The following is a 13,810-nucleotide window of genomic DNA, read 5'->3' as shown; positions in this document are numbered from 1 at the left end:
TTAGCGTGCGCCTGTGAGTCGGGTCACAGGGCAATAGACATCCGATCTTCAAAGGGGTAGGTGTGGTGAGCATCACAAGCAGGACAAGAATCGGCGTACGCCGTCGCCAGGTCCGGTTCCTGGCCGCGGCAGCCGTGTCCGCGACGGCGGTCTCGCTCGCGGCGGTCGTGCCGGCGCAGGCCGCGGGGCCGGTCGTGATCCAGGTGGCGAGCACCGGCGACGACGCCAACACGGGCGCGAGCGGGAGCCCGGTGGCCACGCTCCAGCGGGCCCAGCAGCTGGTCCGCGCGGCGCTGCCGGGTGCCGACGCGCCGATCACCGTCGAGATCGCGCCCGGCGACTACTACCTCAGTGAGCCCCTCGCGCTGACCACCCAGGACTCCGGTACGGCGCAGGCGCCGGTCACCTGGAAGGGCACCGGCGACGGCGTCCGCATCTCCGGCGGCCGGGCGCTGTCGTCGGCCTGGACGCCGAGCGCCGGCGACCCGTCGGTGATGGTGACCTCGGTGCCCGACGGCATCGACTTCGACGAGCTGTTCGTCGGCGGTCAGCGCCAGGTGATGGCGCGCTACCCGAATTTCAACGAGTCCGCCCCCCGGCTCGACGGCTCCACCTCGCTCAGCACGCTCAACGCCCGGTCGGCCGGCTGGAGCAAGCCGACCACGGGCTACGTCCGCGGGATGCACTGCCACGACTGGGGCAGCGTGTCGTTCACGATCACCGGCCGCACCGACGACGCGCTGGACCTGACGTACATCGGCGACAACAACCGCCCGCAGGACTGCAACCCGACCCAGCCGGCCAACAGCGGCGTGGTGATGGTCGAGAACATCAAGGAGGAGCTCGACACCGCGGGGGAGTGGTTCCTCGACAAGGACGAGCACCGGCTCTACTACAAGCCCGCCGCGGGCGTGGACCTCTCCACGGCCACGGTCGAGACCGGCGAGCTCGAGCAGCTCGTGACGGTCGAGGGCGCCAGCGCGGCCGACCCGGTCGCCCACGTCACCTTCGACAATCTGGACTTCCAGCGCACCCACCGCACGATGTTCGGCCCCGGCAACACGTTCGAGGGCATCTCGCGCGGTGACTGGTCGGTCGTGCGCAAGGGCGCGATCTTCCTGCAGAACGCCGAGGACATCACGGTGACGAGGTCGTCGTTCACCGACCTGGGCAGCAACGCCGTCTTCATGAGCGGCTACAACGACGGCAACAAGATCCTCGACAGCCGGTTCCGCAACTCCGGCGGCACCGACGTCCACGTCGTGGGCCTGCCGGACGCCGTGCGCAACTACGCCGGCAATTACTTCACCACGCCGCCCATCGACGACCTGGGCACCGGCCCGAAGTCGGAGAACTACCCCCGGAACATCCTGATCCAGGGCAACGACATGGCCAACAACGGTCACTACGAGAAGCAGACGTCGTCGATCAACATCGGCACCGCGCTCGACGTGACCGTCAAGGGCAACAGCCTCTCCGACAGCCCGCGGGCCTGCCTGAACTTCTCCGACACCACCTGGGGCGGCCACGTCATCGAGGACAACGACATCTTCGACTGCGTCAAGGGCAGCGGCGACAACGGCTCGATCAACGCGTGGGGCCGCAGCCGGTTCTGGAAGACCGGCGCGAGCGCCACGGCGTTCGCGAGCCTGGCCAGCGGCGTGACCTTCATGGGCAACACCGGCGGCCCGCTGACCGCCGTCCAGGCGCGGGAGATGGCCAAGCTCGACACGATCCGGCCGATCAAGATCGACCACAACCGGTTCTGGCACGACGGGGACTGGGCCATCGACCTCGACGACGGCTCCTCCCAGTTCGAGCTGACCAACAACCTGCTGCTCAAGGGCGGCATCAAGCTGCGCGACGGCTTCGACCGCACGGTGCGCAACAACCTGCTGCTCAACGGCTCCACCTTCGAGCAGGTCAGCTACATGCCCGGTGGTGACGTCATCGAGAACAACGTCACCTACGGCAGCACGCCGTGGAAGAACTGCTGCCAGCCCGACTACGCCGCCGCGCAGTACCAGGTCGCCAAGAACCTCTACTGGAACGCCGGCAAGCCCGTCATCGTGAGCCAGGGCAGCAACCAGCAGCTCTCCGCCGACGGCAGCACGATCAACACCGCCACCGGCTGGTACGCCGCGGGCTACGACCGGGACTCCGCGGTCGCCGACCCCAAGTTCGCCCACGCCGACGCGATCGACCGGTACGACTTCACGCTCGCGGCCGACTCGCCGGCCCTGGCGCTGGGCTACCAGAACTTCCCGATGACCTTCGGGGCGCCCGGTGCGGCGCTGCCGCCCAAGGCGGTGCTCGGCGCCAACGAGGACCCCGAGGTCCCGGCCCGGGACCTGGTGGTCGAGAAGTGGATGGGCGCCGACCTCACCCAGATCGGCACCAAGGCCGAGCAGTCGGCGTACGCCATCGCGGACTTCAAGGGCGTCAAGCTCAGCACCGTGCCGGCCACGAGCGACGCCGGCAAGGGCGGGCTCCAGACCAACGACCTGATCCGCACGATCAACGGCGTCGAGGTGACCACGCAGCGCAACACCTTCTGGCGCACCTACAACGCGCTCGCTCCGGGCGCCTCGCTCACGCTCGGCGTCCGCCGGGCCTCGACCGACGTCACGGTCGAGCTCACCAAGACGCTCGCGCCCGAGCTCCTCAACAACACGGCCGGTGTCGTCTACACCGATGGCGCGGGCAGCAGCGAGCACTGGCTGTGGCGGGGTGCGGCCGCCGGCGGTGCGAGCGCCTACCTCGACGACATCGACGCCACCCAGAACACCGGTGACAGCTGGTCGCTGGACTTCTACGGCACCGGGATCGACGTCATCTCGCAGGTGAACTCGGACCTGGGCGATGTCGAGATCAAGATCGACGGGGCCTTCTACAATACCCAGTCGTTCCAGAACGGCTCCCGGGTCCACCAGAAGACCGTGCTCTCGGTGACCGGACTCGAGCCGGGCAAGCACACGATCACCGGGACCAAGAAGACCGGCAGCTACATGATCGTGGACGCCTTCAAGACCCACCCCCAGCCGCTCGACGAGACGGCGCCCGAGGTGTCCGTCGTCGAGGCGCCGGAGGCCGGCGCGACCGGGTGGCAGACCGCCGCCACGACGGTGACCGCGACCGCGACCGACGCGCAGGACCCGGCGCCGGTGCTCGAGGTCAAGCTCGGCAGCGGGGACTGGACGGCGTACGCGGCGCCGGTGGTGTTCTCCGAGGACGGTCGCTGGGCCTACCAGGTCCGGGCCCGCGACGCGGCCGGCAACGTCTCGGAGCCGGTCGTCGGCGAGGTCGCCCTCGACGCCTCGGCCCCGGTCTCCAACGCCAAGGTCGACCAGGCGACCCGCAAGGTCACCCTCCGCTCGGCCGACGCCTTGTCCGGGCTCGACCGGATCGAGTACCGGATCGGTACGGGAGCCTTCGCGGCGTACACCGCGCCGGTCGTGGTCGGCAACGCCGAGACCGTGGTCGAGTACCGCGGCGTCGACGTCGCGGGCAATGTCGAGGAGTCCAGCACCGCCGTGGTCCCGGCCAAGGCCGACCCGGCCGTGGCCAGCACCACGAAGGTCACGCTGTCGCCCGCCGCGGTCAAGGTCGGCTCCCGGGCGAGCGCGGTGGTCACCGTGACCCCCACCTCCGGTACGGCGGTCCCCTCGGGCGACGTGGTCCTCGCGGCCGACGGTGTCGAGGTCGGCCGGGCCACCCTGGTGGGCGGCCGGGCGACGATCGCCTTCCACGCCACGGGTCCGGTCGGACGGCGCACCCTCACCGCCACCTACGCCGGTGACGCCGCGGTCCTCACCTCGACCGGCAGCGCCGTGCTGACGGTGGCCAAGGCCGCCACGGTGGTCCAGGCGAAGGCCACGGTGGTCAAGGCCGCCAAGAAGGCGAAGAAGGCCAAGGTCAGGGTCGCGGTGGCGAGTGCCGGCCAGCGTGGCGCGACCGTCCGGATCGAGGTGCGCCGGGGCGCGAAGGTCGTCAAGGTCGTCACCGTGCGGCTGACGTCCTCCGGCACCGCGACCTGGACCACGCCGCGGCTGACGAAGCCCGGCACCTACAAGATCCGGGTCACCGCGGCCGGCAGCGCCACGAGCGATGCCGCGACGACGGTGGTGAAGGTCAAGATCAAGAGGTAGATCGGCCCCCGGCACAAGCATCGACGGCCCCGGACCCTCAGGGTCCGGGGCCGTCGAGCGCCACCAGCGGCAGCGGCGCTGAGTCGCGAGGGCGACTACGAATCAGGCGTCAGTACGGCACGCCGCTCGCCAGCTGGCGTTCCGGCCCCAGTTCGGCGAGTAGTGCCGGTGGGTGAGCCAACTGCCGTCCTTGCGCTGGACCGAGAAGTCCGTCCAGCACAGGTTGCGGTTCAAGGGGGTCTGACCGATCCAGCCTTCGTCGTTCGCGCTGGTGGACACTGCAGCCAGCCACTGCGGATTCCCGCTGCCGTACCGGACGCGGTGCCTGATCTTGACGTTGCACCCGCGGGTGCCGTCGTGGAAGACGACCAGTCGGTCATCCTCGGGCCCCGACGCAGGGTTCGCCCAGAGGAGCCGGAAGGCGACCGCGCCGCTCGAGCACTTGTTGGTCTTCATGATGGCGTCGCAGGCGACGCCGTAGGGCAGGCCGCCCACCCTGCCGCAGCCCGTGGTGATGCTGTCGCCCGCCGCAGCCGAAGCTGGCTGGGCCAGTGGGATCACGAGGGCGCCGGCGACGGCGACGACCAGGATGAGATGCCGGACAAGTCGGTGCATTCCGTTCTCCGTCTTCCGAGTAAGTGAGCGGCGAACGTAACGCGCGCCACGGGCCGGCTCCACCCAGACCGCCACTGTTCACCGGCCGTTCAGATGTGCTGGACAGTTGCGTTACCGACGCTGCCTAACTTCACGGCTGTCCAGTACGTATCGAGGGGCCGCTGTGGGTGCCCCTCACCTCCGAGAGGCAAGTTCCTTGAACCTCAAGACCATCCGCCGCGCCGCGGTGCCCGGTGTCGCTGCTCTGGCCCTGCTCATGAGCGCCTGCGGTGCCTCGAACGAGTCCGGCTCCGGCGACGACAACAACGACTCCGGCGGCCTCAGCGGCACGCTCAAGGGTGGCGGTGCGACGTCGCAGGAGAAGGCCCAGGAGGCGTGGAAGACCGCGTTCCAGGGCAAGAACACCGGCCTCACCGTCGACTACCAGCTCCTCGGGTCCACTGATGGCCGCAACCAGTTCATCGCCAAGGCGCAGTCGTTCGCCGGCTCGGACTCCTACCTCAAGGACGAGGACCTCACCAAGGCCAAGGAGCGCTGCGGCGGGAACATCGTCGAGGTCCCGGCCTACATCTCCTCGATCGCCATCGCCTACAACCTCCCCGGCGTCGACGAGCTCAAGCTCGACGCCGAGACGCTCGCGAAGATCTTCGACAACAAGATCACCAAGTGGAACGACCCGGCCATCGCCGCCCAGAACGACGGCGTCGACCTCCCCGACCTCAAGATCACGCCCGTGCACCGCTCCGACGACTCGGGCACCACCAAGAACTTCACCGACTACCTCAACAAGGTCGCTCCGGAGGCGTGGAAGTACGAGGCCGAGGACGCGTTCCCGGTCTCCGGCGGCCTCTCCGCCGAGGGCACCTCGGGCGTGGTCAAGTCGATCACCGACACCGAGGGCGTCATCGGCTACGCCGACGCCAGCCAGACCGGCGACCTCAAGCACGTCTCGGTCAAGGTCGGCGACGCCTACGTCGCGCCGTCCCCCGAGGGCGCCGCCAAGACCGTCGAGGTCTCGCCGGTCGTCGAAGGCCGCGACGCCACCGACATCGCGGTGGACGTCGACCGCACCACGACCGAGGCCGGCGCCTACCCGGTCATCCTGCTGTCCTACCTCATCGCCTGCGAGAAGTACGACGACAAGGCCGAGGCGGACAACGTCAAGGGCTACTTCGAGTACATCGTCTCCGACGAGGGCCAGGCCGAGGCGGCCGACTTCGCCGGCTCGGCGAAGCTCGCTCCCGAGACCGCCAAGAAGGCCCAGGACATCGTGGCGGGCATCTCCGCCAACTGATCCATCCGGAGGGGTGGGGCCGCGCGCCGCGGCCTCACCCCTCCGGCCAGCCCCGCACGACCAAAACCCGAGCACGAAGGCGAACGACGTGACAGCACCCACCGCCGAGGCCGAGGATGCCCCCGCGGCCTCCTGGGCCAGCGTCCGCGGCGGGGTCGGCGACCGCATCTTCAGCGGCGCGGCCCTCCTGGCCGGTCTGAGCATCCTGGCCGCCCTCGCGGGGGTCTTCATCTTCCTGGCGATCAAGGGCATCACCGGCTTCACCAAGCCGGCCGAGGTCTACGGTCCACACGCCGAGAGCTTCATCGGCTATGTCGTCCCGCTGCTCGTCGGCACCTTCGCCGCATCGATCATCGCGCTGGTCATCGCGGTGCCGCTCGCGTTCGGCATCGCGCTGGTGATCAGCCACTACGCGCCGAAGTGGATCGCGGCGCCCGTGGCCTACGTGATCGACCTGCTGGCCGCCGTGCCGTCGGTCGTCTACGGCCTGTGGGGCGCGTTCTACCTGGCGAAGAAGCTCGTCCCGATGCACGAGTGGCTGCACGATCACCTCGGCCCGATCCCGGTCATCGGCCACCTCTTCGGCGAGCCGAGCCCGGCCGGTCGCACGCTGCTCACCGCCGGCATCGTGCTCGCGATCATGATCCTGCCGATCATCACCGCGATCACCCGCGAGGTCTTCTCCCGCACGCCGCGGCTGCACGAGGAGGCCGCCCTGGCCCTCGGCGCCACGCGCTGGGAGATGGTCCGGATGACGGTCTTCCCCTACGCCCGCTCCGGCATGGTCTCGGCCGTGATGCTCGGCCTGGGCCGCGCCCTCGGCGAGACGATGGCGGTCACCATGGTGCTCTCGGTCGGCTTCGACCTGTCCTGGAACGTGCTCGCCACCTCGAGCCCGACCTCGATCGCGGCCAACATCGCGCTCAAGTACCGCGAGCGGAGCGCCGACCTGCTCAGCGTCCTGGTCGCGACCGGTCTGGTGCTCTTCCTGCTGACCTTCCTGGTCAACTTCCTCGCCCGCTGGATCGTGGGCCGCAGCGAGAGGCGGATGGCTCGATGAGCACGCTCGAAGAGGTCTCGACGCGGGTCCACGTCCCGCTCGTCCAGCCGCGCCTGCCGCGGCAGGCGCCGGCCATCATGGGCGTCGTCGCGGTCGCCTTCGGCGCGCTGATGCTCGTGCTCGGCATGGGTGTCGTCGGGGCCGTCGTCCTCGCCGCGGTCGTCTACATCCTCGCGCTGCCGCTGTGGTCGCTGGCGATCGAGGGCCGGCGCAGCGCGACCGACCGGCTGATGACCGCGCTGATCTGGTCGGCCTTCGGTGTCGCCGTGGTCCCGCTCGTCTCGCTCATCTGGCGGGTCGTCAGCAAGGGCGCCGGCCGGATCGACGGCACGTTCCTGAGCTACTCGTTCTTCAAGACCCAGATCGACCAGCCGGTCGGCATCTACCACGCGATCATCGGCACCCTGCTGATCACGCTGGGCGCGACGATCATCTCGGTCCCGGTCGGGGTCATGGCCGCGGTCTACCTGGTCGAGTACGGCAAGGGCAACAAGCTGGCCAAGGCGATCACCTTCCTGGTCGACGTCATGACCGGCATCCCGTCGATCGTCGCGGGCCTGTTCGCGTTCGCCCTCTTCACGCTGATCTTCGGGCCGGCGTACGTCTCCGGGTTCGGCGGCTCGGTCGCCCTCTCACTGCTGATGATCCCCATCGTGGTGCGTGCCACCGAGGAGATGCTGATGCTGGTGCCCGACGAGCTCCGCGAGGCGGCGTACGCGCTGGGGACGCCGAAGTGGAAGACGATCGTGCGGATCGTGCTCCCCACCGCGCTCGGCGGCATCCTGACCGGCATCACGCTCGCGATCTCGCGGGTCATCGGTGAGACCGCGCCGCTGCTGCTCATCGCCGGGGCGACCGACCGCACCAACATGAACCTCTTCGACGGCGCGATGACGACCCTGCCGGTCCTCATCTACGGCCAGAACCTGCGGGGCGACGCTCCCGCGGAGGCGATCGCCTGGGGCGCCGCCTTCATCCTCATCGTCATCGTGATGGTGCTCAACCTCGCAGCACGCATCGTCGGCAAGATCTTCGCGCCCAAGAAGGGCTGAGAGGCAACACCATGGCCAAGAGCATCGACGTCTCCGACGTCAACATCTACTACGGCGACTTCCTCGCCGTGCAGGGCGTCAACATGACGGTCCGGGCCGGCGCGGTGACCGCCTTCATCGGCCCGTCGGGCTGCGGCAAGTCGACCTTCCTGCGCTCGCTCAACCGGATGCACGAGGTGATCCCGGGGGCCCGCGTCGAGGGCAAGATCGTGGTCGACGGGCAGGACCTCTACGAGGCCGGCGTCGACCCGGTCGCCGTACGCCGCCAGGTCGGCATGGTCTTCCAGCGGCCCAACCCGTTCCCCACGATGTCGATCTACGACAACGTGCTCGCGGGCCTCAAGCTCAACGCCGGCAAGATCAAGAAGGCCCAGGCCGACGTGGTCGTCGAGAAGTCGCTGCGCGGCGCCAATCTCTGGAACGAGGTCAAGGACCGCCTCAACAAGCCCGGCATGGGTCTGTCCGGTGGTCAGCAGCAGCGGCTCTGCATCGCCCGCGCGATCGCGGTCGAGCCGCAGATCCTGCTCATGGACGAGCCGTGCTCGGCGCTCGACCCGATCTCGACCTCGGCGATCGAGGACCTGATCCACGAGCTCAAGAACGACTACACGATCGTCATCGTCACCCACAACATGCAGCAGGCGGCGCGCGTCTCCGACGACACCGGCTTCTTCAACCTCAAGGCGACCGGCGAGCCCGGCCACCTGGTCGAGTTCAACCCGACCAAGAAGATGTTCGCCAACCCCGACGACCCGGCCACCGAGGCCTACATCTCCGGCCGGTTCGGCTGAGCCGGCAGGCTCTCGGACCAGACGACGACATGGGCATGCTGGACGGGCGTCGGGACGCCCGTCGTCAGTCCGTGCGCGCCTACCTGCACCGCTGGGTGGAGACCGCGGGAGCACAGCTCCTCGTGGTCGACCCCACCGATGACGGGGGAGCGCTCGCGGAGGCGATGGCGGGCCGCGGCGTGCACGTGACCTGGGTGGGGACGACCCTCGACGGCCTGGTGGCCTTCGGGCGCACCGACCCCCACGCCGTGGTGGTGGCCGCCGGTGCGCCGGGGATCCCGCCGGACGAGTTCGTCGGGCTGATCCGCCAGCACGGCTCGCCGTACGTGATCGCGGGGACGGGCGGGGTCGACGACCCCACCCCGGAGGCGGTCGGGCCGCTGATGCTGGCGGGTGCCTCGGCGGTGACGGTGCGGCCCTACGCCGCCCAGCACCTCTGGGACCTGCTCACCCACGCCCCGCGCTCGGTCGCCGAGCACGCGACGCTCGAGGTGGGACCGATCGAGCTCGACGCCACGGCGTACGCGGTGCGGGTCAACGGCGCCCGGATCGCCGACCTGCCGCTCAAGGAGTTCGAGCTGCTGCGCGCGCTCATGCTCTCCTCGCCGGGGGTGGTGACCGACGACGAGCTGCGCGAGGCGCTGTGGGGCGCCGACGGCAAGCGTCCGGGCGGCAACACCATCGCCATGCACGTCACCCGGCTGCGGACCCGGCTGGGCGATGTCGCCGACGTACGCCGGATCCGCGGGCGCGGCTACAGCCTGACCGTGGGCTGACCGAGCGGGCTCGGCCGGGTCGGTCAGGTCAGAGCAGGATCAAGCGGAGGATCTCGTAGGAGCCCCAGGCCGCGAGCGCGGCGGCCGGGAACGTCGAGACCCAGGCGGCGAGGATCGTGCGGGCCATGCCCCAGCGCACCGCCGAGAGACGCTTGGTCGCGCCGGCGCCCATCACCGCGGAGGTGATGGTGTGCGTGGTCGAGATCGGGGCGTGGAAGACGAAGGCGGTCGTGTAGAGCACACCGGCGCCGACCGACTCGGCGGCGAAGCCGCGCGGCGGGTCGAGGTGGATGATCTTGCGACCGAGGGTGCGCATGATCCGCCAGCCGCCGGCGTAGGTGCCGGCCGAGATGGCGCCGGCCGCGGCGAGCACGACCCAGATCGGCAGCGTCTCGATGTCGTAGGAGCCCGGGTAGGCGATCACCAGCGTCAGCAGGATGACGCCCATCGTCTTCTGCGCGTCCTGCAGGCCGTGGCCGAGCGCGAGCGCGGCGGCCGAGACGGTCTGCATGCCGCGGAAGCCGCGGTTGACCTTGTGCGGATTGCTCTTGCGGAAGATCCACAGGATCGCGGTCATCACCGCGAACGCGGCGAGGAAGCCGAAGAGCGGCGAGATCACCATCGGGATGAGCACCTTCTGCACGATGGTGTCCCACTTGACGCTGACCCCGCCGGCGATCGCGGCGCCGACCAGGCCGCCGATGAGCGCGTGGCTCGACGACGACGGCAGGCCGAAGTACCAGGTGATCATGTTCCAGATGATCGCGCCGAGCAGGCCCGCCATCACGATGACCAGGCCGTGGTGCACGCCCACTTGCAAGGTGCCGTTGGCATCCTCGATGGTGATCACGTCGGCGACGGTCTTGGCGACCTCTTGGCCGAGGAGCGCGCCGATGAAGTTCATCAGCGCGGCGAGCGTCAGCGCGATGCGCGGGGTGAGCGCCCGGGTGGAGACGGAGGTCGCGATCGCGTTGGCGGCGTCGTGAAATCCGTTGGTGTAGTCGAACGCCAGGGCGATGACGACCACGGCGATCACGATCGCCAGCGTGAGAGTCACAGACTCAGCTTTCCTTGACGGCGATCTGCTCGATGGTGTTCGCGACCTTCTCGAACGCGTCGATGGCGCCCTCGAGGGACTCGACGATGTCCTTGAGCTTGAGGATCTCGATCGTCGGGTACTCGCCGGAGAACAGCTTGGCGAGCGTACGACGGTGGTTGCGGTCGCCGGCGTTCTCGAGCCGGTTGATCTCGATCCAGTAGTCGTCGAGGGACTGCATCGACTGCAGGCGCGGCATCGCGGCCGCGGTCAGCTCGGCGCAGCGCTGGATGACGTCGACCTGCTCGGAGAGCTCGGCCGGCAGCTCCTTGACCTCGTAGAGCAGGATCAGGTCGACCGCCTCGTCCATCATGTCCATGATGTCGTCGAGGCCGGACCCGAGGGCATAGATGTCCTCGCGGTCGAAGGGCGTGACGAAGGTGCTGTTGACCTTCTTCACGATCTCGTGCGTCGTCTCGTCGGCGGCGTGCTCGGCGGCACGCATCCGCTCGGCGACGGAGTCCTTGTCCGAGGAGTCGGACAGCATCTCCGCAAGGAGCTCGGCGCCGCCCACGAGGTGCTGGGCGGACTGGGTGAAGAGGTCGTAGAAGGAAGTATCGACCGGACGCAGACGCAGACCCACATGGACTCCCGTTGAGGCGGAGGCGAACGCGCTCATGCTAGGGGGTCACCTTCTGGTGAACGCAACCCGCGGGGCCCCGTTCGGGGTGTGGCTCCGCGCACGTGACGCGTTGTCGCAGGTCAGCGCGGCGTGTCGGCCCTGCGGCGGCGTTGCTGCTCGATGAGCTTCTCCTGGAGGTGGTCGACCCCGTCGTTGCGCTTCCACTCGCCGTCGGTGCCCAGCTCCCACGCCTGGGTGGTCGGGGCGAAGGCGAGATCGAGCAGGCGTCGTACCTCGTCGCGGGAGGCGTCGGGGAGCCGGACGAGCACCTCGACGCGCCGGTCGAGGTTGCGGTGCATGAGGTCGGCCGAGCCGATCCAGGCGACCGGCTCGCCGCCGCCCTCGAAGGCGAAGATGCGGCTGTGCTCGAGGAACCGGCCGAGCACCGAGCGGACCTTGACGTGGTCGCTGAGACCCGGGACGCCGGGGCGCAGCGCGCAGATACCGCGGACCAGGAGCTCGACCGGGACGCCCTCGCACGAGGCGAGGTAGAGCGCGTCGATGGTCTCCTCGTCGACCACGGAGTTGGCCTTGAACCGGATCCCGGCCGGGCGGCCCGCCCGGTGGTGGGCGATCTCGGCGTGGATCTGCTCGACCAGGCCCGCGCGCACCGAGTCGGGGGCGACGAGCAGCTGCTCGTACGTCGCCTTGCGCGACCAGCCGGACAGGTTGTTGAAGAGGTGGGCGACGTCCTCGCCGATGGTCTCGTCGGTGGTGAGCAGGCCCAGGTCCTCGTACATCCGCGAGGTCTTGGGGTTGTAGTTGCCGGTGCCGATGTGGGTGTAGCGGCGGATGCCCTCGGGCTCGTCGCGCACCACCATCGCCAGCTTGCAGTGGGTCTTGAGGCCGACCAGGCCGTAGACGACGTGGCAGCCGGCCTGCTCCAGCTTGCGTGCCCAGCGGATGTTGGCCTGCTCGTCGAAGCGGGCCTTGATCTCGACCAGCACCAGCACCTGCTTGCCGGCCTCGGCGGCGTCGATGAGCGCGTCGATGATGGGGGAGTCGCCGGAGGTGCGGTAGAGCGTCTGCTTGATCGCGAGCACGTGCGGGTCGGCCGCGGCCTGCTCGATGAAGCGCTGCACCGAGGTGGCGAACGAGTCGTAGGGGTGGTGCACCAGGACGTCGCGCCGGCGCAGCGCCTTGAAGACGTCGACCGGCGCCGCCGACTCGACCTCGGCCAGGCGGGCGTGGGTGGCCGGCACGAACGAGGGGTACTTGAGGTCGTCGCGCGGCAGGTCGGCGATCGAGTGCAGCCCGCGCAGGTCGAGCGGACCGCGGACCCGGAAGACCTCCTGGGGGCTGATGTCGAGCTCGGAGACGAGCAGCTCGAGCACCGACGGCGCGATCGACTCCTCGACCTCCAGGCGCACCGGCGGCCCGAACTTGCGGCGCAGGAGCTCCTTCTCCAGCGCGGCGAGGAGGTTCTCGGCGTCGTCCTCCTCGACCTCGAGGTCCTCGTTGCGGGTGACCCGGAAGGTGTGCGCCTCGAGCACCTCCATGCCGGGGAAGAGCCGGCCCAGGTGGGCGCCGATGACGTCCTCAAGCGGGACGAAGCGGGCGTTGCCGAGCCCGACGAAGCGGTCGAAGTTCGAGGGCACCTTGACCCGGGCGAACAGCTCCTTCTCGGTCTTGGGGTTGCGGATGACGACCGCGAGGTTGAGCGAGAGCCCCGAGATGTAGGGGAAGGGGTGCGCCGGGTCGACCGCGAGCGGGGTCAGCACCGGGAAGATGCGGTCCTTGAACAGGCGCTTGCAGAACTTCTGCTCGTCGCGGTCGAGGTCGGACCAGCGGACCAGCTCGATGCCCTGCTCGTTGAGCTCGGGGATCACCTGGTCGTGGAAGGCGCGCGCGTGGCGGTGGCTCAGCTCGGTGGTGCGCTGCCAGATCGCCTCGAGCACCTCGAGCGGCATCATGCCGCTGGCGGCCCGGACGGCGAGGCCGGTCGCGATCCGGCGCTTGAGGCCGGCCACCCGGACCATGAAGAACTCGTCGAGGTTGCTGGTGAAGATCGCCAGGAAGCGGGCCCGCTCCAGCAGCGGGAGCGTCTCGTCCTCGGCCAGCTCGAGCACCCGCTCGTTGAAGCGCAGCCAGGACAGCTCGCGGTCGATGAAGCGGTTGTCGACGGCCTCGATCGCGGCGACCAGGTCGGCGTTCGGGATGCCGTCGAGGTCCACGGCCGCAGGGTCGGTGGCGAGGTCGAGGGGTCCGCCGCCGGACGGCGGGACGTCGAGCTCCGGCTGCTGCTCCAGGGACATGTGATCGAGTGTGGCAGTTGCGGGTGAACGCGAGGTGACGTCGCGGGGGACGCCGGGGCGCGGACCCCTCCTCCTGGAGGTGACTCACGGGTAAGTTGTGC

10 protein-coding genes are annotated in these 13,810 nt (G+C 69.5%); 6 read left to right on the top strand and 4 right to left on the bottom strand.

The window, feature by feature from the left end; genetic code table 11:
* The first annotated feature begins 65 nt into the window (after nucleotides 1-65).
* Nucleotides 66-4,148: an OmpL47-type beta-barrel domain-containing protein gene (locus M0M48_RS19515; protein WP_257752397.1), complete on the top strand. Its 4,083-nt coding sequence runs from the start codon at nucleotides 66-68 to the stop codon at nucleotides 4,146-4,148.
* A gap of 102 nt (nucleotides 4,149-4,250) precedes the next feature.
* Here M0M48_RS19515 and M0M48_RS19510 read toward each other — a convergent pair whose 3' ends face one another.
* Nucleotides 4,251-4,763: a hypothetical protein gene (locus M0M48_RS19510; RefSeq protein WP_257752396.1), complete on the bottom strand. Its 513-nt coding sequence runs from the start codon at nucleotides 4,761-4,763 to the stop codon at nucleotides 4,251-4,253.
* Between the two features lie 196 nt (nucleotides 4,764-4,959).
* Between M0M48_RS19510 and pstS the strand changes: the two genes are divergently transcribed.
* From pstS to M0M48_RS19485, 5 genes are all read left to right on the top strand, one after another.
* A complete protein-coding gene (gene pstS, locus M0M48_RS19505; RefSeq protein WP_257752395.1) occupies nucleotides 4,960-6,057 on the top strand; it encodes a phosphate ABC transporter substrate-binding protein PstS in 1,098 nt (365 codons plus the stop codon).
* An 88-nt stretch (nucleotides 6,058-6,145) separates the two neighbouring features.
* On the top strand, nucleotides 6,146-7,117 hold the full coding sequence (pstC, locus tag M0M48_RS19500) for a phosphate ABC transporter permease subunit PstC (protein ID WP_257752394.1): 972 nt from the start codon (nucleotides 6,146-6,148) through the stop codon (nucleotides 7,115-7,117).
* A complete protein-coding gene (pstA, locus tag M0M48_RS19495) occupies nucleotides 7,114-8,169 on the top strand; it encodes a phosphate ABC transporter permease PstA (protein WP_215814298.1) in 1,056 nt (351 codons plus the stop codon). The genes pstC and pstA overlap by 4 nt, the downstream gene beginning before the upstream one ends.
* An 11-nt stretch (nucleotides 8,170-8,180) precedes the next feature.
* Complete coding sequence (gene pstB, locus M0M48_RS19490) at nucleotides 8,181-8,960, top strand: phosphate ABC transporter ATP-binding protein PstB (protein ID WP_215814299.1); 780 nt, start codon at nucleotides 8,181-8,183, stop codon at nucleotides 8,958-8,960.
* Between the two features lie 35 nt (nucleotides 8,961-8,995).
* A complete protein-coding gene (locus M0M48_RS19485) occupies nucleotides 8,996-9,736 on the top strand; it encodes a winged helix-turn-helix transcriptional regulator (RefSeq protein ID WP_257752393.1) in 741 nt (246 codons plus the stop codon).
* Between the two features lie 28 nt (nucleotides 9,737-9,764).
* Here M0M48_RS19485 and M0M48_RS19480 read toward each other — a convergent pair whose 3' ends face one another.
* The 3 genes from M0M48_RS19480 to M0M48_RS19470 form a co-directional block, all read right to left on the bottom strand.
* Nucleotides 9,765-10,793 carry an inorganic phosphate transporter gene (locus tag M0M48_RS19480; RefSeq protein ID WP_215814301.1) on the bottom strand — a complete coding sequence of 343 codons (1,029 nt, stop codon included), beginning with the start codon at nucleotides 10,791-10,793 and terminating at the stop codon, nucleotides 9,765-9,767.
* 4 nt (nucleotides 10,794-10,797) lie between these two features.
* Entirely contained in the window at nucleotides 10,798-11,415 is a 618-nt protein-coding gene (locus M0M48_RS19475) for a DUF47 domain-containing protein (protein WP_215814302.1), read from the bottom strand.
* A gap of 119 nt (nucleotides 11,416-11,534) precedes the next feature.
* Nucleotides 11,535-13,709: an RNA degradosome polyphosphate kinase gene (locus M0M48_RS19470; protein ID WP_257752392.1), complete on the bottom strand. Its 2,175-nt coding sequence runs from the start codon at nucleotides 13,707-13,709 to the stop codon at nucleotides 11,535-11,537.
* Between the last annotated feature and the right edge of the window lie 101 nt (nucleotides 13,710-13,810).

The sequence above is a fragment of the Pimelobacter simplex genome, from assembly GCF_024662235.1.
In the GTDB taxonomy this organism is placed as follows: Bacteria; Actinomycetota; Actinomycetes; order Propionibacteriales; family Nocardioidaceae; genus Nocardioides.
The sequence above is the reverse complement of the archived record's forward strand: the minus strand, read 5'-3'. Positions and strand labels throughout refer to the sequence as shown.